The 20,976-nt window shown below is 34.7% G+C and carries 27 protein-coding genes; 25 read left to right on the forward strand and 2 right to left on the reverse strand.

Annotated features, from left to right (window positions below; translation table 11 throughout):
• Positions 1 to 14 precede the first annotated feature (14 nt).
• From LS684_RS04355 to LS684_RS04455, 22 genes are all read left to right on the forward strand, one after another.
• Entirely contained in the window at positions 15 to 326 is a 312-nt protein-coding gene (locus LS684_RS04355; RefSeq protein WP_233810259.1) for a P27 family phage terminase small subunit, read from the forward strand.
• Entirely contained in the window at positions 313 to 1,977 is a 1,665-nt protein-coding gene (locus LS684_RS04360; RefSeq protein WP_233810261.1) for a terminase TerL endonuclease subunit, read from the forward strand. The genes LS684_RS04355 and LS684_RS04360 overlap by 14 nt, the downstream gene beginning before the upstream one ends.
• A 14-nt stretch (positions 1,978 to 1,991) precedes the next feature.
• Positions 1,992 to 3,149, forward strand: coding sequence for a phage portal protein (locus LS684_RS04365; protein ID WP_233810263.1), 1,158 nt, complete (start codon positions 1,992 to 1,994; stop codon positions 3,147 to 3,149).
• The gene (locus tag LS684_RS04370) at positions 3,146 to 3,862 is read left to right on the forward strand and encodes a head maturation protease, ClpP-related (RefSeq protein WP_233810265.1); all 717 of its coding nucleotides are present in this window, start codon (positions 3,146 to 3,148) and stop codon (positions 3,860 to 3,862) included. Before LS684_RS04365 ends, LS684_RS04370 begins: the two co-directional genes overlap by 4 nt.
• 44 nt (positions 3,863 to 3,906) lie before the next feature.
• A complete protein-coding gene (locus LS684_RS04375; RefSeq protein WP_233810267.1) occupies positions 3,907 to 5,112 on the forward strand; it encodes a phage major capsid protein in 1,206 nt (401 codons plus the stop codon).
• Between the two features lie 24 nt (positions 5,113 to 5,136).
• Positions 5,137 to 5,472 (forward strand): hypothetical protein, encoded by a 336-nt coding sequence (locus LS684_RS04380; RefSeq protein WP_233810269.1) that lies wholly within the window; start codon positions 5,137 to 5,139, stop codon positions 5,470 to 5,472.
• A 7-nt stretch (positions 5,473 to 5,479) separates the two neighbouring features.
• Positions 5,480 to 5,797, forward strand: a complete 318-nt coding sequence (locus LS684_RS04385) for a hypothetical protein (protein WP_233810271.1) — start codon at positions 5,480 to 5,482, stop codon at positions 5,795 to 5,797.
• Entirely contained in the window at positions 5,781 to 6,131 is a 351-nt protein-coding gene (locus tag LS684_RS04390) for a phage head closure protein (RefSeq protein WP_233810273.1), read from the forward strand. The genes LS684_RS04385 and LS684_RS04390 overlap by 17 nt, the downstream gene beginning before the upstream one ends.
• Entirely contained in the window at positions 6,124 to 6,522 is a 399-nt protein-coding gene (locus LS684_RS04395) for a hypothetical protein (RefSeq protein ID WP_233810275.1), read from the forward strand. The genes LS684_RS04390 and LS684_RS04395 overlap by 8 nt, the downstream gene beginning before the upstream one ends.
• Positions 6,512 to 6,943: a hypothetical protein gene (locus LS684_RS04400; RefSeq protein ID WP_233810277.1), complete on the forward strand. Its 432-nt coding sequence runs from the start codon at positions 6,512 to 6,514 to the stop codon at positions 6,941 to 6,943. The genes LS684_RS04395 and LS684_RS04400 overlap by 11 nt, the downstream gene beginning before the upstream one ends.
• Positions 6,944 to 7,525: a phage tail protein gene (locus tag LS684_RS04405; RefSeq protein WP_233810279.1), complete on the forward strand. Its 582-nt coding sequence runs from the start codon at positions 6,944 to 6,946 to the stop codon at positions 7,523 to 7,525.
• 67 nt (positions 7,526 to 7,592) lie between these two features.
• A complete protein-coding gene (locus LS684_RS04410) occupies positions 7,593 to 8,042 on the forward strand; it encodes a hypothetical protein (protein ID WP_233810281.1) in 450 nt (149 codons plus the stop codon).
• 176 nt (positions 8,043 to 8,218) lie between these two features.
• Positions 8,219 to 11,041 carry a phage tail tape measure protein gene (locus tag LS684_RS04415; protein ID WP_233810283.1) on the forward strand — a complete coding sequence of 941 codons (2,823 nt, stop codon included), beginning with the start codon at positions 8,219 to 8,221 and terminating at the stop codon, positions 11,039 to 11,041.
• A 6-nt stretch (positions 11,042 to 11,047) separates the two neighbouring features.
• The gene (locus LS684_RS04420; protein WP_233810285.1) at positions 11,048 to 11,941 is read left to right on the forward strand and encodes a phage distal tail protein; all 894 of its coding nucleotides are present in this window, start codon (positions 11,048 to 11,050) and stop codon (positions 11,939 to 11,941) included.
• A gap of 3 nt (positions 11,942 to 11,944) precedes the next feature.
• On the forward strand, positions 11,945 to 13,081 hold the full coding sequence (locus LS684_RS04425; RefSeq protein WP_233810287.1) for a siphovirus ReqiPepy6 Gp37-like family protein: 1,137 nt from the start codon (positions 11,945 to 11,947) through the stop codon (positions 13,079 to 13,081).
• Between the two features lie 4 nt (positions 13,082 to 13,085).
• Entirely contained in the window at positions 13,086 to 14,498 is a 1,413-nt protein-coding gene (locus LS684_RS04430) for a tail fiber protein (RefSeq protein ID WP_233810289.1), read from the forward strand.
• A 13-nt stretch (positions 14,499 to 14,511) separates the two neighbouring features.
• The gene (locus LS684_RS04435) at positions 14,512 to 14,799 is read left to right on the forward strand and encodes a hypothetical protein (protein ID WP_233810291.1); all 288 of its coding nucleotides are present in this window, start codon (positions 14,512 to 14,514) and stop codon (positions 14,797 to 14,799) included.
• Position 14,800: 1 nt separating this feature from the next.
• Positions 14,801 to 14,917 (forward strand): CD1375 family protein, encoded by a 117-nt coding sequence (locus LS684_RS24085; protein WP_267930367.1) that lies wholly within the window; start codon positions 14,801 to 14,803, stop codon positions 14,915 to 14,917.
• Positions 14,910 to 15,059, forward strand: a complete 150-nt coding sequence (locus LS684_RS04440; protein WP_233810293.1) for a CD1375 family protein — start codon at positions 14,910 to 14,912, stop codon at positions 15,057 to 15,059. The genes LS684_RS24085 and LS684_RS04440 overlap by 8 nt, the downstream gene beginning before the upstream one ends.
• A 261-nt stretch (positions 15,060 to 15,320) precedes the next feature.
• On the forward strand, positions 15,321 to 15,836 hold the full coding sequence (locus LS684_RS04445) for a hypothetical protein (RefSeq protein ID WP_233810295.1): 516 nt from the start codon (positions 15,321 to 15,323) through the stop codon (positions 15,834 to 15,836).
• A 170-nt stretch (positions 15,837 to 16,006) separates the two neighbouring features.
• Positions 16,007 to 16,414, forward strand: a complete 408-nt coding sequence (locus LS684_RS04450; protein WP_233810297.1) for a phage holin family protein — start codon at positions 16,007 to 16,009, stop codon at positions 16,412 to 16,414.
• Positions 16,414 to 17,118 carry an N-acetylmuramoyl-L-alanine amidase gene (locus LS684_RS04455; protein WP_233810299.1) on the forward strand — a complete coding sequence of 235 codons (705 nt, stop codon included), beginning with the start codon at positions 16,414 to 16,416 and terminating at the stop codon, positions 17,116 to 17,118. The genes LS684_RS04450 and LS684_RS04455 overlap by 1 nt, the downstream gene beginning before the upstream one ends.
• 366 nt (positions 17,119 to 17,484) lie before the next feature.
• Here LS684_RS04455 and LS684_RS04460 read toward each other — a convergent pair whose 3' ends face one another.
• Both LS684_RS04460 and LS684_RS04465 read right to left on the reverse strand, forming a co-directional pair.
• A complete protein-coding gene (locus LS684_RS04460) occupies positions 17,485 to 18,048 on the reverse strand; it encodes an Ltp family lipoprotein (protein ID WP_233810301.1) in 564 nt (187 codons plus the stop codon).
• Positions 18,049 to 18,427: 379 nt separating this feature from the next.
• Positions 18,428 to 18,634: a helix-turn-helix transcriptional regulator gene (locus tag LS684_RS04465; protein WP_233810303.1), complete on the reverse strand. Its 207-nt coding sequence runs from the start codon at positions 18,632 to 18,634 to the stop codon at positions 18,428 to 18,430.
• Positions 18,635 to 19,001: 367 nt separating this feature from the next.
• Between LS684_RS04465 and LS684_RS04470 the strand changes: the two genes are divergently transcribed.
• From LS684_RS04470 to LS684_RS04480, 3 genes are read left to right on the forward strand one after another with little or no spacing between them, the layout of a single operon-like run.
• A complete protein-coding gene (locus LS684_RS04470; protein WP_233810305.1) occupies positions 19,002 to 19,190 on the forward strand; it encodes a hypothetical protein in 189 nt (62 codons plus the stop codon).
• A complete protein-coding gene (locus tag LS684_RS04475; protein WP_233810307.1) occupies positions 19,187 to 20,323 on the forward strand; it encodes an FtsK/SpoIIIE domain-containing protein in 1,137 nt (378 codons plus the stop codon). Before LS684_RS04470 ends, LS684_RS04475 begins: the two co-directional genes overlap by 4 nt.
• The gene (locus LS684_RS04480; protein WP_233810309.1) at positions 20,307 to 20,963 is read left to right on the forward strand and encodes a hypothetical protein; all 657 of its coding nucleotides are present in this window, start codon (positions 20,307 to 20,309) and stop codon (positions 20,961 to 20,963) included. Before LS684_RS04475 ends, LS684_RS04480 begins: the two co-directional genes overlap by 17 nt.
• The last annotated feature ends 13 nt before the right edge of the window (positions 20,964 to 20,976 follow it).

Genomic DNA, 20,976 nt, shown 5'->3' on the forward strand with positions numbered 1-20,976 from the left:
GGAGGGAGCTGGAGTTGGCGAGAAATAGTAAGGCTCAAAGAAAGCGCATTGAAAAAGACCTTCTAAGTCAGCTAGAAGAAAAATGGATCACTGGAAGTCACTATCTTGATCTAGTTCAAGATTACTTAGCGCTTTGGGATCTGAAAAATGAACTTATAGAAGACGTAAAAACAAAGGGTGTTAAAATTGCTGGTATGCACGGACCTAAATCGAATCCTTCTATTAACGATTTAAATAAGACAAATGCACAGATGCTTAAAATTCTGTCAGAGCTAGGTTTGAAGGCAACTGCTGAACAGAAAGATGATGACGATGACGACTTCTAATGTTATTTATAACGAACATATAGATTTTTACTTTAACCAAGTGGAGACAGGCAAGATATTAGTCTCTAATGAAGTACATCAATTAATTGAATATCTAAAAAATAAATTAGATGAAGAACAGAATCTCATTTATATAGACCATAAGGAAATAAGCGAAGCTATTGAAAGCATACAAAAATATTTCCCATTTGAATTATTGGCTTGGGAGAATTTTATTATTGCCTTTGTGGTAGGTGTGTTTTACAAGGCTGATGATTCATTGGTATTCAATGAGTTTTTTTTAATGATGGGGCGTGGAGCCGGTAAGAATGGTTTAATTGCAGCCATTTGTTTTTACTTGATTTCCAAACAAAAGATTAAAAAATATGATGTGGCAATAGTTGCCACAAACGAGAAACAAGCGAAAACTTCCTTTATGGATGTATGGGAAGTTCTTGATGATCATTGGAAAAAATTAAGTAAGCACTTCAAAAGAACATTAGAAGTAATAGGATTTTATAAGACAAAATCCAAGCTTGAGTATTTTACAAACAATGCGAAAACAAAGGATGGTTTAAGACCGGGAGCAATTATTTTTGATGAAGTTCATGCTTATGAAAGTGAGGATAACATTAAAGTATTTACCTCTGCATTAGGAAAAGTGCCAAGACCACGAAGGTTTTATATCACAACTGATGGAAATATCAGAGATGGATTTCTTGATCAAATGAAAGAAGAGGCAAAAATGCTACTAAACGGAGAAATTAAAAATAGTCGATTATTTCCGTTTATTTGCAAACTTGATTCTCCAGAAGAGGTCCACGATAAAAGAATGTGGGAAAAAGCCAATCCATCAATCAACTATTTTCCACATCTTAAATTGGAAATGGAAACAGAGTATAACAATATAGAACATAGAAAATCAGCAAAGCTTGAGTTTATGACAAAGCGAATGAATATCCCATCCCAAGATTCTTATGATTTAGTTGCTGAATGGGAAAAAATAAAAGCTACAAATCAAGAAATTCCTAATTTAAAGGGCAATGAATGTATTGGAGCTGTTGATTATTCTGATACAACAGATTTTGTTGGAGTAGGGTTATATTTTAAAAAGGGTAAAAAGAGGTATTGGCTTCATCATACCTTTATTAATCAGCAATCTTTGGATCAAAACAACTATAAGATCGATATTGAACTAGCCAAGGAACTAGGTCTTGTCACAATTATTAAAGATAAAACAAATCGTCCTGAATATATAGTTAATTGGTTTGCTGAGAAAGCAAAAGAATATAAATTAAAATTGATTGCTGGTGACATGTATCGTATAAATTATTTAAAAGAAGAGTTTGAGAAAGCTGGTTTTAAAAATATCGAGATTGCTAGAAGCGGTAGTAAAACACATACACAATTACAGCCAATAGTTGAGGACCTATTTGCTTATGAAAATCTTGTATATGGCGATGACATGATGATGAGATGGTATACAAATAACGTCTACATCAAAAGAGATGCGAAAGGAAATATAACTTACGAGAAGATTGAGCCACGTCTAAGGAAGACTGATGGCTTTTTTGCTTTTCTTCACGCTTTGCAATTCGATTTAGAGCTAAAAGACTCAACTCCTCTAACAAAAGATAATGTGAAGAAATTAATTAAATCTTATTCTTATTAAAGGAGGTGAGGGAAATGGGTTTTACTGATTGGTTTCGCAATATTATCGGCTCTAATAAAGTAGTCAGTTTAGACTCTTATTTTGAACTAAGTGTTAAAACGTATTATAAAAGGCTTGCAATAGAATCTTGCATAGACTTGATTGCTAACACCATAACTAGGTGTAACTTTCAAACTTTTGAACAAGGTGTAGAAAAACGAGCTGAAAACTATTATTTATTAAATGTTGAACCTAATCAAAATCAAAACGCATCTGAATTCTGGCATAGTGTCATTAATCACTTAATGAACAACAATGAGTGTTTAGTCATTATGCAAAATGATCAACTTTACATTGCTGATGAATTCACCAAGAAAGAATTCGCATTTAAAGAAAATGTTTATACAGACATTGTTGTAAAAGACTTTAAACTTAATAAGAGTTATATCGAATCAGATGTTTTATATTTCAAGCTGAATGACCGAAACATTATGGAAGTTATTAACTCGCTTTATAATGATTATGGCAAATTAATTTCATCTGGCATGAATTATTATAAGCGTAAAAACAACAAGAGGTATAAATTAAAAGGTGAGTTCTTAAGAGGTCAAGATGATGAAACACAAAAAGAAATTGACGAATTATTTGAAAATCAGATGAAAAATTGGTTTGATCCTGATAAAGAAGGTTCTGTTTTTCAGATTCAGGATGGAATTGAAATGGAAGATATGAGTGATGGTCAAAAAGGAAATGCCGGGAATAACGGGACAAGTCGGGATATTAGAGAATTAGTAAATGACATTATTGATTTTGTATCTATGTCTTTCCATGTACCAAAAGGCCTTTTAAGGGGAGACATTGCAGATATCGAAAAACTTATCGATGGTTTCTTAATGTTCTGCATTAAACCAATAGCAAAGTTGTTGGAAGATGAGATTAATAGAAAGATGTATGAAAAGAGCGACTATTTAAAGAGAACTTATATGAAAGTTGATACGAGTCAATTAAAAATAGTGGACATTACGCAACTTGCTACAGCGGTAGACAAGTTATTTGCCGTAGGTGGGTTATGTATAGATGACATATTAATCATGCTTGGTAAAGAGCCTCAAAATACTGAGTGGTCACAAAAACGATTTGTTACCAAGAATTATCAAGATGTAAGTACATTGGAAGGGGGTGAAACAAGATGACAAAAAGAATGAGAAATCGGCGATTTAAAAACGATAAATTTAATACACTTCCTAAGATTGATAAAGTTTTTAAAGCCGAAGCTCTGAATGATGATACACACAAAATCACAATTTATGGTGATATAGGGGAGTCGTGGTGGGGTGATTATATCACTGCAACCGATATAGAAAATCTTTTAAATGATATCATTTCCAGCAATATTGAAGTTCATATTAATAGCTATGGTGGAGATGTGTTTGATGGTATTGCTATCTACAATCAATTAAAAAACCACAAAGCTAATGTAACTGTTTTTGTTGATGGCATTGCTGCAAGTGCTGCATCTATTATCGCGATGGCAGCTGATGAATTAATCATGAATACAGGTTCAATGCTTATGATTCATGAAGGTTCAACTTTTGCTTGGGGGAATAAGACAGATATTAAGAAAACGTTAAATGCACTTGAAGGCATCGATAAATCAATCGCAGATATCTATATGACTCGATATCAAGGTGAACGTTCTGAAATTGATACGATGATTATCAATGAAACTTGGTTTACTTCAACTGAAGCTGTAGAAATCGGTCTTGCAGATAAAGTTAATGAAGATAGCACTAGAGAACAAACTGACCCAGAAGACTTCAAAAATTCAATTCTTGAACGTTTTAGAGCAAAAAAAGAGCCTGGTGCAAAATCAAATAATGTATTAAATCGATTCAAACGCCAATAAAAATTAGGCGTTTTTTATTTTGATTAAAAATTGGAGGGAACAAGATGAAAGTAGAAACAAAACCAAAGTGGTTAAACTTAAATATTCAATTTTTTGCAGGTATTAAAAACCTAGATAAAAAGCCTGTCATTGAAAACAAAGAAGATCAAGTGAAAGCTATGCAAGAAGCTTTTGAAAATGGAGATGCGAAAGTTGTAGCCGAGAACATTGTTGCAAACTTCGAAGATAATATGCTTCATTTTCAAGACATGATGAACACAGTTATTAAGGAAGCGAGACAAGCAGATGCAGAAAATTGGGATGCGCAGGTTTTAGCATCTCGTGGTGTTCGTGTTCTGACGACGGAAGAAAAGAAATTTTACAATGCTGCTATTGAAGCTAACTCATTTGATGAAGTAATTAAGCTAATGCCTCCAACGGTGTTTGAGCGAGTTTTTGAAGACTTAGAGAAAGAGCATCCTTTATTATCACGAGTGAACTTCCAACGTACGGGGGCTACTACTGCATGGGTTTTAAGAAAACCAGGTAATCCAGTTGCTTTCTGGGGAGATGTTACTGCAGCCATTCAAGAAATGTTAGATGAGGGATTCCGTACTGTTGAACAAGGTATGTATAAATTAAGCGGATTCTTAGTTGTTTCTAAAGCAATGTTTGAGCTTGGACCAGAGTGGTTAGATCGTTACGTTCGCACTTTTATGGCTGAAGTAGTAGCGGATGAATTGGAGAATGTAATTGTTAATGGTGACGGAAATAAAAAACCTATTGGAATGATCCGTGATTTAGAAGGTTCTGTTACCAATGGAGTATATCCAGAAAAGACTCCAGTAGTATTAACAGATTTCACACCAAAAACTATTGGTGAAGAGATTCTTGCACCAACAACTAAAAATGGTACTCGTCGTTATACAGGTGTTACTTTAATTGTGAATCCTATGGACTATGCTGTTAAATTCTTTGCACTTGGAGCGAAACAAAAAGACGACGGGACGTGGACATACAATAATTTTTCAATTCCTGGACTTGAAATTATTCAATCCCCTGCGGTTCCATTAGATCGTATGATTTCAGGTAAACCCAAAGATTATTTTATGGGTGTAGCAGCTGAACAAAAACTTGAAACTACAGATGTTTTAAGAATGATTGAGGACCAACGACTATACTTAGTTCGCCAACTTGCAAATGGACGTCCATTAGATCCAGATTCTTTTACTGTGTTCGATATCAGCCAAATTGGTGTTCCTGTTGTATAAGAGATTAAAAGGAGTTGATTCAAGATGAAAATGTATACAGTTTTAAATACATTCCAAGATGTTGAACATGAAGTTCTTTATAAAAAGGGAGAAGCATATCCGAAAAATGGATATGAAACTGATTCTGACCGTATTAAGCATTTGCTAGCAGTTCATAAAAAATATAAAAAAGCGTTTATTTCTTCTGATGAGGAAAGCAGCATTAAAGAGGTAGATAAAGACTTATCAACTCTAACAGCTGATGAGTTAAAAGAGGTAAAAAATGAAACGCTCAAAACATATTTAGAAAGCAAAGGCATTGAATATAAATCAAACGCTGTAAAGGAAGACCTCATTGATCTAATTTTAGGTAGAGAGTAGGGAGAACATGGAACAATCCATACTTACTTCTCTTGTTAAGGAACTAAAAGGAAAGCTCCGTATCACTTGGGTAGAAGAAGATACGGAGCTCGAAAAAATAATAAAAAAATCAGAGGCGTACTTATTACATTTAACAGGCGCGTCTTCTTTTGACTTCGTTAATGAACAATGGCCAGCAGAACTTCTCCTTGAGAGATGCCGTTATGTATACAACAATGCGGCTGATGAATTTGAAAAAAACTTTAAAAGTGAATTATCTCGTCTTATTTTGGAAGTGGCAATAGGGAAAGTTGGTGTAATTATTGTCGATGAAACCGTATCGTGAGACATATAATGATGGTTTTATTAATTACGGTAGAAAGAGTACAACTAGAACATCTACCGGAAAAAGAATAGGTGAAACATTTGAATCAATCGGCACACTTGCTTTTAAAGAAATTTCTTGTAGAGATAGTGACTTTCAAATGGCAGGCCTAAAAGGCGCAAGCTTAGATTTGAAAATTAAAACACCATTTCCACCTTCTTTTAGAGATTTAAATAAGAATAAGTTAACTGTAATTCTAAGAGGGTATGAGTACGATGTTATCAATGTTGATTATGATCAGATGAAAACAAGTCTATTCTTCTATTTACAAAGAGTAGGTGTAAGCAATGAATGAAAAAACAAAAACATTTATGCGTGAACAAATAGAAAACATTGTCCAAAACCTAAATTCGAAATTTGGTATTCCAATTTATGAGGATGAGCCGAGCGAAAATGAAGAGGAGTCTTTAGATGTTAATGGCTACAACTTCTTTGTTTATGAAACAAGCGATTTCCAACCTACCTCAGATACTAAACGGTTATCACAAAACATTTACGTTTATTATCATTCTGAAAATCAAGACAATGTGGACGAACAAACAATTGATATTATATCCTCCATAATTAAAGTAAAGGCAGTATCTTTTATAAGATCAAGAAAAGAGCGTCTGCAAATGAAAGATACAGACCGTTACATGGACAGAGTAACACTTACTTTTAAAAGGCTGGTTCCAATTGAGTGCTGAATTTAATATAGACTTTGAACAATTAAGTATTTTAGAGGAAAAGTTATCTCGTTTACCAGGAAACATAGAAGAAGTAATAAATGATGTGCTGCATAATGAAGGAATTAAATTAGCAACAGAAGAAATCACAAAATTAATTCCTGTATCACGTTGGAAAAACAAAACACGTTCCAAAAATCATGCGAAATTTAGTAAGTGGTCTAAGAGTGAAAAACATAATCTTGGTTTCACAATTAAGGCAAAAGGCGGAGCAGCAAATAAGAAAGGAAGCTTTGGTTACTTAGTATTTCCGAATGAAGGAAGAGGTGTTCATAACTTAGTTGAACAACACTTCATGGAAAGAGGCTTAGAAAATGCTCTACCTCAAATATTAGAGATTTTATCTAATCGCATTGATGATTTTTTTAGGGAGGAATTGTAAATGACAATAACAATTACAGAATTTGATTCAGTTGCCATTAAGAATGCAAGTGTTCAATTTTTCGATGGCGCTACAAAAAACACTGGGACAAAATTTGGTTGTGTGGGAGATATCGAAGGGGAAACAGAAGCGATAGAAATTGTGAAAAAATGTGCTGGAGTCGAAGTGAAAAAGATTACTAAACCAACAAAAATGAACATGAAAGTTAATGCTCATATTCCAGTACAAGTTGCTCGTGATTACTTTGGTTTGTCTAATGACAAATTAAAGCCTGGTATTTGGGCATATGGTAGCATGTCAAAGGGGAAAAGTTTTGTATTTACAGCGGATGTAATTGATGAATTTGAAGACGTTGTAAAACTTATAGCTTTTAGTAACTGTTCTAATTCTACAGGGTTTAAAATCGCAATCGAAAACGGTTCTGATGAAGTGGCTATGTTGGAAATAGAATTTACAGGATTAGCGGATTCACTTGGAAACTTTTATTACGAAACATTAGTAGATGAGCTTGATGATCCTACTGTCGCAGAACAATGGCACACAGAATTTACACCTTCATTAATACAAGTGCCAACAGTTTAATAATTTACTAGAGAGCTTCTATAAGATATAGGAGCTCTTTTTTTATTTCTCAAATGGAGGTATCAAAATGGCTGTAGAAATAATTGAATTAAAAGATATGGAAATTGTAGAAGTTGATGGCGAGTTCAAACCTGTCTACAAAAATGAAATCAAAATACCATGTTTTTTAACAAACTATGCATTAAAAGTTGGCAAGGATCTCGGAATGATGAAAAGTTCACTTGCAGCGGATTTACTAAAACTTCAAGGGATTGATGGAATTGCTGAAGGAACTGTCGGAAGCGAAGTTTTAAATAGTCTTGATGAAGTAGAAATGCAAAAGATAATTTATTTAGGTTGTATAGGAGCTAATCCAACGCTTGATATGGATTTCGACAAGTTTTTGAAAAAATACCATTACAAATTTGAAGACACCGCAATGATTTATTTGCAACAAGTAACAAGTGCAATATCAAAAGAAACAAACAAATTTGTTGCAGGATTACAGTCGAGTACAAAAAAAGGAAAAAAGAAGTAAGACCACCGACTATCAACATTGAATGTGTTGAAGACGTATATGTTCTATATGTATTAGTTTACGGGATTGATAGTAACACTTTTTGGCACGAATCTATTCGGTCGGTGGAAAGAATTATTTCAGGAAAGTTGGCCTTTGATGCTTGGAAAAACAATCCTAAGTAGGAGGTGAATTAGATGAACAATGGGACGGGAGCGGCTGTAACTTTTAGAGCATTTAATCAAGAATTTAATCGAGTAATAAAAGAAATGAAGGCTGAAAGTTCAAATTTACGTCAAGAGTTTAATTTACAGCAAGAACAGTTGAAATTAAATGGCACTGAAACTGATAAATTACAATCAAAACTAGATTATTTAAGACAAGCTCAAGAAATTACAGGACAAAAAGTAGCTGCAACGAGAGAACAACTTGAAAAAGCTAAGTTAGTCTATGGTGAAAACTCAAAAGAAGTTGATAAGTTATCAAGAGACTTATTAGCTGCTAGAACAGCCGAACAACGTCTAGCTAATGAAATTGCTCAGACAAATGATCACCTGGCAGAACAATCTGATGTAGCAAGTCGAGCATCAAACTCCCTAAATAAGACAGGTGAAAAACTGAAAAACATTGGAAATGTAGCAACAACTACTGTCACACCAGCAATTGCAGCTGTAGGTGTAGGTGCGTTAAAAGTTGCTACAGACTTTGATAGTGCTCAAGCTCGAATGCAAGCTCAACTTGGGATTACTGGAGAAGAAGCCGAGAAATTAAGAGATTTCGCGAAATCTGTTTGGGAAAAAGGATTTGGCGAAAACATTGGAGAAGTCACCAACCATTTAGTTACTGTAAAACAAAATATACAAGGAATAAGCGATGAAGCCTTACCAAAAGTAACTGAACAGGCTCTAATTTTAGAAAAGACCTTTAACGTTGATGTTGTTGAATCAACACGCACAGCTACTGTTATGATGAAGAACTTCGGTATTGATGCTTCGACAGCCATGGATCTCATGACTGTAGGGTTCCAAAAAGGCGGGAACTTTTCAGATGAATTACTTGATACATTACGAGAATATTCTCCTCAATTTTCAAGTATGGGACATTCAGCGGAAGATATGCTCAATATATTAATCAGTGGCGCAGAAGCCGGGGCATTTAACTTAGATAAAGTTGGGGATGCGGTAAAAGAGTTTAATGTTCGAGCAAAAGATGGCACTAAAACTACAGCAGAAGGATTTGCTGCTATTGGTCTAGATGCCGTACAAATGGGAGAAGCCATAGCAGAAGGTGGTACCAAGGGTGAACAAGCTTTTCAAGCAACGTTAGCAGCATTAACAGCTATCGAAGAGCCAGTAAAAAGAAACACAGCAGGAGTTGCTTTATTTGGTACACAATGGGAAGACCTTGAATCCGAAGTAATATCGTCAATGGCAAATTCAAAAAATCACATAGAGGGATTCGAAGGCTCAACTTCTCGAGCCGGGGAATCTTTAGAACAAACCTTTGGGATGAAGTTAACATCTATATTTAGAAAATTACAAGATACACTACTCCCAATTGGAGAAGTGCTTCTTGATTTTGCAAACTCTGTTTTACCTCCCATAGCGGTTGCTGCAGAAAAAGTAGCTACTTGGTTTTCGAATCTATCTCCTATTGGTCAAAACTTAGCAATTATATTTGGTCTTATTGCTGCAGCCATTGGTCCATTCTTAACAATGCTTGGTTTTATGGTACAAGGAATTGGAGCTCTGCTAGTACCATTTGGAGGACTTGCTGGTTTAGCAGTAAAGTTAGCTCCAGTTTTTAATGTTATTAGGACGGCTATGATGGCTCTAACTGGACCTATTGGAATTATAATCGCAGTAGTTACTACTTTGGCGATAATAATATATAAAAATTGGGATGAAATAAAGCAGTATACAGTTCTGATATGGAATGGTATGAAAGATTTTTTAACAATACTTTGGGATAGCATAAAACAGTTTTTTATCGACACTTGGACAAGCATGAAAGATAATGCAATAGCATTATGGAATACTATTGTAAATTTGGTTATGGCCATAGTCACTCCGTTTATCAATAGTGTTAAAGAATCATTTATGAGTATGAAAAACGGATTATACCAAATTTTCGAAGGCCTAAAAGAATACTTTTCGAGTGTATGGGACCTTATCAAAAACATTTTCCTTGGAGCAATCCTTTTGATTGTAGACTTGGTGACAGGTGATTTTGAAGGATTAAAAGAACACACAAAAATAATATTCGATAACATTAAAGAAGCTTTGAGAGGAATCTGGGATGGGATAAAACTCATATTCTCAGGAGCTTTAGAAACAATTAAAGGATATATAAGTACAGCATGGTCAGAAGTAAAATATGTTACCTCAACTATTTTAGAAGCTGTCAAACTAAAAATTCAAGAAATCTGGAGTTCAGCGAAGACAATTACTAGTGATTTGGTTGATGGTATAAAAAATAAAGTCAAAGAAAAGTTTGAAGACTTAAAAACTTCTGTTCATGAAAAAATGACAGCAGCCAAAGAAAAGATTCAAGAAATCTGGATTGAAGCAGAAACGTTTTTTAAGAACATCGATCTAAAACAAATTGGAATTGATATCATTCAAGGACTTATTAACGGAATAGGGTCAATGGCAAGTGCTGTTTGGGACAAAGTAAATGAAATAGCCAATAGTATTAAATCAACCATCAAAGATGCTTTGGATATTCACTCACCATCTCGAGTAACAAAGTGGCTAGGACAAATGGTTGGAACTGGTTTAGCGGATGGAATGGAAACCTCATTAGGCAATATTACTAGCATTTCTGAACGTTTAGCTGAAGCAGCAGTCCCAAAAATAAATAATACAAATGGCGCAGTTAGTAACAACAATAATGGGACTGGAATATCAAAAATTGAACAACATATCAACATCGTGAGTCCTACTCCATTGTCACCATCAGAAACAGCAAGGCAAAACAGGTTGGCTTTACAACAAGCAGCATTCCAAATAAGGAGATGAGCAAATTTGCGTGTAAAAGAATTAATATGTACAAACCAAAACGGAGACAGCTTGCTCATTTCTAATTCTGGAGTTTATAGAATTCAAGAAGAAATTGATACTACAGGAGCAAAGGTGAATGTCAACTATGGGTCAAATTTTCGAACTCAAGGTTCAACGGCTATATCTTCACGGATAGAAAGAAGAGATTTCCCTTTATTATTTTACATTGAAGTAAGTGGTAAATCGGAGGAATGGATTCAATCTAAAAGAGATGAAGTGTTTAAAGTATTTAATCCAATATATAACCCGATTAAATTACAAATAAAAACCGAGGTTCGGAGCGTCTATATTGAGGTGAACGTGGAGCTTACTCCATCCATCACTCCAGGAATCGAAACGGTAAATGAAGAATGGCACGACGTACTTGTACAATTATCAGCAGGAAGTCCATTTTTTAAAGGAACAGAACAACAAAAAGTTGAAATTGCTGTTTGGGAACCTTTATTAGAATTCCTTTTAGAAATTCCAGAAGAAGGTATAGAAATAGGTAGAAGATCTTCGTCACTTATCGTTAATGTATTAAATTATGGGCAAGTAAAAACAGGAATGATTATACAATTTAAAGCTTTAGGAACAGTAGTAAACCCTTCATTATTTAATGTTAATTCTCGCGAGTATTTCAAGTTAAATACAACAATGACAGCTGGCGAAGTGATAACAATAAATACAAATAAAGGGAAGAAAAGAATCGAATCCGTTGTTAATGGTGTGACAACAATTGCTTTTAACACAATTGATCACAATAGCAAGTTTATGCAGTTAGAAGTCGGTGATAATCTGTTTCGATATGACGCTGATACCAATGTAGATAATTTAGAAGTATCCATCTATTTCTCGCCACAATATATAGGGGTATAGGAAATGAATATTTTTGTTTTTAACACAAACTTTGAAATGTTGGGGATTATAGACACCTTTATATCTCTTATATGGCGAAGAGAATTTTATAAAACAGGAACGTTTGAATTTCATTTGAATTTGCCAGAAGGTGTAGAGAATGATGATGAAACAACTTTTCAACTTATTCAACTCCTTCAAAAAGGACATATCTTAGTAAAAGAAGATAGTCCGGAAGAGGCTGCTTATATAGAAAATCTAATTTTAGATGAACAGGAAAATGAAATACTAACAGTGAGTGGATACTTTGTTGACAATATAATATCTATTCGAACGGTTCTTGGCGATATGAATAAAAGTGGTTCTGTGGAAGAGGTAATTAAATATTTCATTGATAAAAACGCAGTTACTCCATCGGATCCAAATCGAGTTATTCCTGGCTTAGTATTATCGCCGAATATTGGTATATCTAAACTAGCAAACGAAGTTAATTCCTATGGGAACCTAGCTCAGTTAACAGAAGAACTCGCACTAAAGTATGACACTGGGTGGCGAGTTCTTTTTGATTTGGCTAATAAAAATTACATTTTCGATGTTTATGAAGGTCGAGATTTATCTGTCGGTCAATCAGAAAATCCAAGAGCAATATTCTCTTTAGAATTTGAGAATGTTCATCAACAGAAATTTACAGATAGCGATAGTGGTTTTAGAAATGTAGCAATTGTAGCTGGGCAAGGTGAAGGAGCTGATAGAAAGCTAGTGTTCATAAATAATAATTTTGGAGGATTTGAGCGTAAAGAATTATTTGTGGATGCACGCGATTTGTCTAGTTCGATTCAAAGTGAAGATGGTACTCAAATAATTCTAAATGATGAAGAGTATGAAGCTTTACTTGAAGAAAGAGGGAAATTGAAATTAGCTGAAACTCAACCTATACAAACTTTTGATTCAGGTATCTCTGTTACATCTAATTTAATCTACAAGCAAGATTTTGACTTAGGAGATATTGTGACTGTAAAAAATGACCGTTGGGGTGTCTTGCTTAATACAAGAATAACAACAGTTGAGGAAGTATACGAAAACGATACAGTGGACATTCGAGTAAACTTTGGAAGTAATATTCCTACACTAATTGATCGAATCCAACAAAGAATGAGGTGAGAAAGTGGAAAAATCTTTTATTTTTAACAGTGTAAACGGCGATCGAAAATATAAAGCAGAAGACTTTGTAAACTATTTTAGAAAGTTAGTAACAAATGGTGTGTTTCCCAATATTGCTTCTAATCTCCAAGTGATTGCTGACGATACAGATATGACTGTTAGATTAAAAGCAGGAGCTGCATGGATTGACGGGCGAATGTACGAAAATACAGATGATTTAATTTTGCCCATTGATGTAGCTGACGGTGTACTTAATCGAATTGATCGCATAGTTATCCAATTAAGTTATGTTGATAGAGAAATCAAAGCTAAAGTTAAAAAGGGTATTTTTGCTTCTACACCATCTGCCCCTTCTTTACAAAGGGATGCAGATATCTATGAACTAGGGATAGCTGATATTAGTGTAAACAAAGGGATTACATCGATAGATCAATCAATTGTGACCGACTTGCGATTAAATAATAATTTTTGCGGGATAGTTAATAGTTTGTTACAAGCAGATACAACGGAAATATTTGAACAATATCAAGCTTGGTTTAATAATACTTCTCAAGCACACGAAGAGGAATTTCAAACTTGGTTTGATAGTGTGAAAGGTCAATTATCTGGTGATATTGCTGGTAATTTAAGTAATCAGATAACTGCATTACAGCAACAAGTTGATGAACATTCGGCGGAAGATGCGTCTTTAACACAAAAAGGGCATGTTCAATTATCAAGCAGCGTTACCAGTGAAAGCGAATTGTTAGCTGCTACACCTAAAGCTGTTAAGACAGCAATGGACAGGGCAGATGCGGCTTTTACGTCAGCCAGTAATGGAAAAAACCAACTCGAGACTACCATTATTGGCAAAAAAGGCACTGTCTCAAAGGTTGGTGAAGTGGCAACATTTAATGAGTTGAACACAGGGATTTTAAGTATTCCAGATGGCATAAGGATTAAGAGTGTCCAAAAAGGAAATACTTCGATTTCGGCCGGAAGTTTATCCGTTAATATTCCTATAACGACAGTTGACATCGCAAAGTCATTTGTATTGGTATCTACCCAAACAACAAACGATAACATTAACGAACATAAAGTCATGGGTAATTTGAGTACAGCAACTAATCTATTGTTGCAAAGAAATGCAAATAGTTCGATAGTTTATATAACTTGGCAGGTAATTGAGTTTGAAGGTAATGTAAGGGTTCAGAGTGGTCAATCTCAGATTGGTTCATCTAGTACTGGAACTAGCGCCAATATTGATGTTGTCAACCAAGCCAAAACATTCCTTGTATTTTCATATAAAACGAATAGCGGCTGGAGTACTAGTTCTTCTGTTCAAGGTTACTTTAATTCAAACTCAAATGTGGCTTTCTCTGTTTATCAATCCGGAACGACCACCCAGATATATTGGTATGTAATTGAGTTTTTATAAGGGAGGGCTATGAATGAGAGTAATTACATTGGATGAGAAAGATATTGTTATTGGCATTAAATATGTAGGTGGAAATTGTACACTGCTTGAAAATGAATTTAGCTCTGATATAGGTGAATTTGGTCAAAAGATGCAATCGGATGGAACATTTATCGATATAGAGCCTGTTCAAGAGGAACCAATAGAGACATTAGAACAAAAAATTGAACGTCTAGAACAACAAATTCAACAAGATAATCTAATTCAATTTGAAGTTTTAGCAACAATTTATGAAGAATTGCTTTTGAAAGGTAGTGTTTAGGATGGTGGAGATGTATGTTCGTTTGGTACAAGAAGGTCGCCGTTCAATTGAAGAAGTACCTGAAAAATACCGTACTGAAGTACAAGCTATTATTGAAGGAGGAACTACAAATGGTTGATATGTATGTAGCTTTAATTATTAATAAGAGAAGGACTTTAGAACAAGTACCTTTAACTTTTAGAGCATCTGTTGAAGCAGACTTAAAAGCATTAGGGTTAGATGGTAACGGAGATCCTTTACCAACAGAACAAACTATCTAATGTCGTAACAGGAAGATAATACGACACAACTACCGCACCGATGGAGGTGTATTTTTTATGCTTTTTTATGCTTTTTTATGCTTTTTTATAGAATTTATGAATAAGGAAGGTGTGGGTTCTTGATGACTTGGGTAACAAATCATTATGGTATTTCGCTATTAATAATCGTCTTATTTATGTTGCTTTGTTTCGCACCGACTTTTTATTTTCTAATCAAAGTGATATACTCGCCTTGTAATATTTTACAAGGTGGAGGAACTTATGAAGGTAGAGGAATTAGCAACAAAACTAAACGAATTAGAAGTTAAATTTGAGGGACTAAAGGATTCTATGGGTATATTCCAGGACAATATCAGCAATAATATTTCATGGTTTTATTCTGCAGCAGGGATATTTGTTGGATTGATTGGAGCTGTAGGAGTTGCATTATACTTTCTAGTACAAACAGCAGTTAATAAAGGAATTGAAAAGGGTATAGAGAAAACAAATAAAAAAATTGAAACTCTTATAAAAGAATCCGAACAATTCCACTGGTCTACAGGAACTACAAGTGTCATGAATAAAGAATTTCAAATTTCTTTACCTGACTTAGGGTCAAATGGTCTAATAAGTTTTGAGGTCAGAGATAAAAACGGACTCATTTTAGATCAGATTGTTACAGTAAAAGAACACAGTAGTAGAATCGGAGTAATTTCTGTTAAAGTACCACAATTAGCTGAATACAGTCAGGCATACTGGGCTGCCTTATGGATACCTAACAAGTTCTTTACAAAATAAGGATTTATATAGATGAATACGAAGGGTTAGAGTCTCTTTACTAAGGGGCTCTTTTTTTTGGAAGATGAAGTGACACAACACCACTCAATGAGTAGGTGTATTTTTTATGCATAATTTTAGTTTGGCTACGAACCGATCGTGGCTAATTTAATTTGAGAGCAGGTACGGGTATGGATGGAAATAAAATTGTCTTTGGTATTAAAAGTGTCGGAACTGCTGTAGGATCCATATGGTCCCTTATTGTTGGCGCAATGGGATGGGCATTTCCCACTTTAATTATTATGATGGCTGCTGATTATATAACGGGTGTAATGGCAGGAGCTGCAAACGGTGGTTTAAGTAGCTCTGTGGGGCGCAGAGGGTTTTTGAAGAAAGTATACGTATTGATCCTAATTGGGTCTGTTTACCTCCTAGAAAAAGTTGTACTGGGCACTCAACACTTAGGGGATGGGGTAACTATTGCATATATCATAATTGAATTTATTAGCTTAGCTGAAAACGGTGGTAAATTAGGTGTTAATCTTGGGCCTATAAACAATATCATTGCTGTTTTGAAAGAAAAAGGAGATGGTAAGTAATGTTGAAAATCTCATTAGAAGGCGGTCATGGAGAAAATACGCCAGGTAAACGTTCCCCTGATGATTATAGAGAATGGAGCTATAACCAAGCTATTGTTAAATTCATTATGGCTGAATTAAATAATTATGAAAATGTAGCTGTTTTGAGAGTAGACGATCCAACCGGGAAAAGAGATGTACCTTTAAAAGAACGTACTGATCGAGTCAATGGTTGGGGGTCAAACGTGCATGTATCCGTTCATCATAATGCTGTTGGTTCAAAATGGTGTAATGCAACAGGTACTGAAACCTACGTATACACTTCGAAACCAAAAGAGGCCTTAGCGTTAGCTAGTAAGGTACAAGCTAATTTGGTGAAGAATTTAGGTTTTACTAATCGCGGGGTGAAGAGTGCCGACTTCCATATTCTTCGTGAGACAAATATGACAGCCATCTTGGTTGAAGTAGCATTTATGGATAATAAAGACGAGGCAATGAAGATGCGGACAGTTGCTTATCAAAAGAAAGCGGCAATAGCAATTGTAACCTGTTTAGCTCAACAATATGGTTTAAAGAAGAAAGAGAGTTCTCCTAAACCATCTTTACCAGCAAAGGAAAGTCTATTTAAAGTACAAGTAGGTGCGTTCGTAGACAAATCTAACGCAGATAAATTAGCAGAGGAGTTAAAGAAAAAGGGTTATCCGACATATATAGTTCAGGAATAAGAATTAAGCCCTTTCTCTTTTCGAGAGAGGGCTTAAGTTGTTTTCTAACAACTTTGTGAACGAAAAGGAATTTTATACCATTAAATAGAATCTCTCCTAAAAGAAAGGAGGAGGGATAGTATGTTAAACTTGAAAGAAAAGATCCAACCACGTTGCAATGTTTGTGAGAAGTTATTTTGGGAAGATGACAGAGTCCTTACAGATATTTATTTTGATCAGATATTACATGCAGACTGCTTTCCCTATAATCTGAGCAGTATAAAGCGTACTGGGTCATATGGGGATGTTGTAAGAAATCACCCAGAATATAAGCATATATTTTTAGTACTTAAAAAAGGCCCTTCTCAATGAGAGGGGCTTTTAATCTTATTCTAAATTATCGATAGCGTATTGGGCTTCTTCCGGGGTAAATTTTTCCCCATATTCCGAAATTAATTGGTCATAAACGGCCGAATCAGACATGTTCATACCCTCTGCATACGATTTTGCCTTTTTTAGTGCATTTTCTTTCCAATCCCATACAATGTTATCAATGGCATATTGAGCTGCTTCTGCTGGGAAGTTCTCACCGTATTCTGATGTTAATTGGTCGTAAATACCTGCCTTTGACATATGCATACCTTCAGCATATGACTCTGCTTTTGCTAATGCTGCCTTAAATTCTCTAGGGATTTTCGCCTCGGCTTCAGCCTTTTCCTTTTCAGCTTTTTCCTTTGCCTCTTCTTCGGCCTTGGCTTTTGCAGCGGCTTCTTCTTCAGCTTTTATTTCTTCATCTGTTTTTTCTGCTTCTGGTTCTGCAGAAACTTCTTCTGCTTTTGGTTCTTCTGCTACTTCTTCATCATTAGATCCTAAAGCTCCAATAGTAATAAACACAATGACAACCCAAAACCACCATTTTTTATAAATTGGTTTTTTTACTTTTTCTTTCACTACTTTTCCCTCCTTTTCTAATTACTACCAAATACTATATTACTAGATTTTTACAAAAGTCGAAACAAAAAAATAACCCCTTACTCTTTGAGTAGGGGGAATATAGAACTTTACTTATGAAATGACAATACTGTTCACTAAAACGGCAAATTATCTTCAAGTATTATACTACCTAACCTCACAACTTCCTCGGTTATATCCCTCTCATTATCAACAAGGACTTGTTCCAATATCATTTTTCTGCGTCCAGTTTCTGCTCTTATTTATTCAAACCAATCATAAGCAAGTTGAACTACATTTTGGTTGTATCGAATGACAAACTTACCTCGTTGTAAACCTCTGGTGCCTTCTATGATGTAATGTACAGAAATTATGACATTCATTCAGTTTCCCTTTCGTATAGATCATCGACCTTTACCTCTAATAATTCCGCAAGATCAAACAATTCATCTGCAGATGGTTTACTTTTTCCAGTACACCAATTGGATATAGTGTTTGCAGACTTATTATACCTTTTCCTCAAAAAATCTCTCGTATAAGGGGACTTCTCTATTAGCCATCCTATATTACTTTTTAATCTTTTCATAATAATCACCCAATAATACAATTCTCCACTAGTATGATAATTCCTTTGTGAAATTAATTTGTATATATCCAAAACAAATTTGGTTGGACAGGCAAGATTGATACTAATAGTACATAAGCTAATAACACGAAGGAGAAACAGTAGAAAATGTTTATCTAAATGAAATCTACTGTTTTCAAATCCGTTCCCTGCACATTAGCTACTGTTTAGTCCTACCCCAATAGTACGAGGGAAACATAGCAAAAAAATAATAAACAATAAATTTGTTAAGAAAGTATAAACCAAGAAAAGAAAAAGAAGATAAGGGAGGAACGGAGGTGATTTTTCTGATAATTAGAAAATTAAAATTATTAAAAGGAGTGAGAAAATGTTATTTGATGGAACAATATTAGTTGCTGGAGGAATCACCATTACATTAGTATGTCTTGAGAAAATTTTTGAAGATCTAGGCTTTCATTTTCTAGGAAAAACACTTAAGATACTGATTCCTATTGCAGCAATGGCAGCTGGGGTCTACTTCCTTGAAACTAATGCAATGTTGGGGTGGTTAAGATGAGTTTCTGGTCTGATATAAAAAAAGAAATGTCTATTCGAAAAAAGATGATTAAAGCATTTAAAGCAGGAGAATTATACTTAGGTGAACTAGAACGTCCTATATTTCCTAAAATTCGTTCTATTACAGGAGAAGAAAATCCAACAGTTACCTTTACTATTCCAGATGGAATGGATCCTAAGTTATTGAAAAAAAATCAATTTGTTTTTCAACAGGTATTCGGAAAAAATATTGAATTGGAAGGAGAATTGAAGAAGTTTATGTTAAGAATTTACAACAAAGATATCCCAACTTCTTTAAGCTACAACAAGAACACAATCATTCCATTGCTTACTCCACATCGCTTAGGAATTATTTGTGGAAAGGGTAAAAATGGAGAATGGGTTACCTATGATCTTGCAATCAAACCACACATTTTAATTGCTGGGGAAACAGGAAGTGGGAAGTCCACACAGCTCCGATCTATACTAACGTCGTTGATATTAACGAAAAGTCCAAATGAGTTGGAATTATTTCTAGGAGATTGCAAAAAATCAGAGTTTCATATTTTCCGCAAGGTAGAACATGTTCAGTGTGTTTATAGCAGCGTGAGGGATATAGGAAAGATGTTAGCAGCAATCAAAAAAGAGCTAGATGAACGAAGTGATTTAACAGAGCTATTTGAGGTTAGTCATGTGGATGATCTGCCAGGAAAACATAAACGTCCTTATATTGTCGTTTGCATTGATGAATTTGTCATGCTTCGGAAAGATGAAACCATTATGGATATCTTAACTGAAATTGTGGCTATCGGGAGAACTCTTGGGGTGTTTGCTATTTTATCCATGCAAAGACCGAACGCAAAGGTACTAGATACCACTATTCGAGCCAATTTAACTACTTCAATGGGGTTTCAATTACGTGATGCAGTCGAGTCTAAAATCGTCAATACTCCTGATGCACACAAAATCGATACTAGTGGACGTTTCGTTATGAATAGCGACAAACTTTATGAAATTCAAGCACCCTATATAACCATGGAAAAAGCAAAAGAACTTTTAAACCCTTTCATAGTTATGAAGAATCCAGCGAAGGATGTCACAGAAACACCGAGGCAGTTAAACGAAAAGGATGTGTTTCATGATGTTAACGAATAGAGATAAAGCTATCATTAAAGACTTAACTAAATTTCGCGTCATGGATCGTGACTCCATTGCAGAACTTCATTTTTCTACATTAAAAAAACCCCTTCAAGCAGCCAATAATGTTTTGTTAAGGCTATTTAGAGATGGGGAAATTCAACGTTCAACGGCATTTGCTCCATATGTTTATTTTGGACCTGAAGTTCAGATCAAAAAAAACTCACAAAAGATTGGTCATTTCTTAGCCATTCTTAATACTTACAAGGAAATTAAAAAACATGGATTCATTGAATCATTTTTGGTTGAACCGAAGTATGGAAACAAAGGAGTAGCTGAGCCAGACATTTATTGTCGTTATCGTAAAACAGGCTTCTTTATTGAAGTGCAAAAAAGTATCTATTCTGAAAAGCAAATGCGCGAAAAAATAGAACGATATGTAGATCTGTATAATAGTGGAATCATTATAAAACCGTTTCCACATATATTAATTCTTGGTGAACAAAGATACGCACTAGATGATGAATTCCCCTTTAAAATATTTCAACATCAAAACTTTACCCAGTTTATTCAATCCCTCCAGCCAGAAGAGAAACAAATCCAAGAAAAATATATTTTAGAGCCTAATAGTGGTAAGATAAAAATACAAATAGGATAGGATTTTAGAAGTT

It is taken from the genome of Cytobacillus spongiae, from assembly GCF_021390075.1.

Excerpts from the sequence above, each read along its gene's own strand:
- LS684_RS04360 (WP_233810261.1), top strand. The coding sequence starts at position 313 with ATGACGACTTCTAATGTTATTTATAACGAACATATAGATTTTTACTTT.
- LS684_RS04365 (WP_233810263.1), top strand. The coding sequence starts at position 1,992 with ATGGGTTTTACTGATTGGTTTCGCAATATTATCGGCTCTAATAAAGTA.
- LS684_RS04370 (WP_233810265.1), top strand. The coding sequence starts at position 3,146 with ATGACAAAAAGAATGAGAAATCGGCGATTTAAAAACGATAAATTTAAT.
- LS684_RS04375 (WP_233810267.1), top strand. The coding sequence starts at position 3,907 with ATGAAAGTAGAAACAAAACCAAAGTGGTTAAACTTAAATATTCAATTT.
- LS684_RS04380 (WP_233810269.1), top strand. The coding sequence starts at position 5,137 with ATGAAAATGTATACAGTTTTAAATACATTCCAAGATGTTGAACATGAA.
- LS684_RS04385 (WP_233810271.1), top strand. The coding sequence starts at position 5,480 with ATGGAACAATCCATACTTACTTCTCTTGTTAAGGAACTAAAAGGAAAG.
- LS684_RS04390 (WP_233810273.1), top strand. The coding sequence starts at position 5,781 with ATGAAACCGTATCGTGAGACATATAATGATGGTTTTATTAATTACGGT.
- LS684_RS04395 (WP_233810275.1), top strand. The coding sequence starts at position 6,124 with ATGAATGAAAAAACAAAAACATTTATGCGTGAACAAATAGAAAACATT.
- LS684_RS04405 (WP_233810279.1), top strand. The coding sequence starts at position 6,944 with ATGACAATAACAATTACAGAATTTGATTCAGTTGCCATTAAGAATGCA.
- LS684_RS04410 (WP_233810281.1), top strand. The coding sequence starts at position 7,593 with ATGGCTGTAGAAATAATTGAATTAAAAGATATGGAAATTGTAGAAGTT.
- LS684_RS04415 (WP_233810283.1), top strand. The coding sequence starts at position 8,219 with ATGAACAATGGGACGGGAGCGGCTGTAACTTTTAGAGCATTTAATCAA.
- LS684_RS04425 (WP_233810287.1), top strand. The coding sequence starts at position 11,945 with ATGAATATTTTTGTTTTTAACACAAACTTTGAAATGTTGGGGATTATA.
- LS684_RS04435 (WP_233810291.1), top strand. The coding sequence starts at position 14,512 with ATGAGAGTAATTACATTGGATGAGAAAGATATTGTTATTGGCATTAAA.
- LS684_RS24085 (WP_267930367.1), top strand. The coding sequence starts at position 14,801 with ATGGTGGAGATGTATGTTCGTTTGGTACAAGAAGGTCGCCGTTCAATT.
- LS684_RS04440 (WP_233810293.1), top strand. The coding sequence starts at position 14,910 with ATGGTTGATATGTATGTAGCTTTAATTATTAATAAGAGAAGGACTTTA.
- LS684_RS04445 (WP_233810295.1), top strand. The coding sequence starts at position 15,321 with ATGAAGGTAGAGGAATTAGCAACAAAACTAAACGAATTAGAAGTTAAA.
- LS684_RS04450 (WP_233810297.1), top strand. The coding sequence starts at position 16,007 with ATGGATGGAAATAAAATTGTCTTTGGTATTAAAAGTGTCGGAACTGCT.
- LS684_RS04455 (WP_233810299.1), top strand. The coding sequence starts at position 16,414 with ATGTTGAAAATCTCATTAGAAGGCGGTCATGGAGAAAATACGCCAGGT.
- LS684_RS04465 (WP_233810303.1), bottom strand. The coding sequence starts at position 18,634 with ATGAAAAGATTAAAAAGTAATATAGGATGGCTAATAGAGAAGTCCCCT.
- LS684_RS04470 (WP_233810305.1), top strand. The coding sequence starts at position 19,002 with ATGTTATTTGATGGAACAATATTAGTTGCTGGAGGAATCACCATTACA.
- LS684_RS04475 (WP_233810307.1), top strand. The coding sequence starts at position 19,187 with ATGAGTTTCTGGTCTGATATAAAAAAAGAAATGTCTATTCGAAAAAAG.
- LS684_RS04480 (WP_233810309.1), top strand. The coding sequence starts at position 20,307 with ATGATGTTAACGAATAGAGATAAAGCTATCATTAAAGACTTAACTAAA.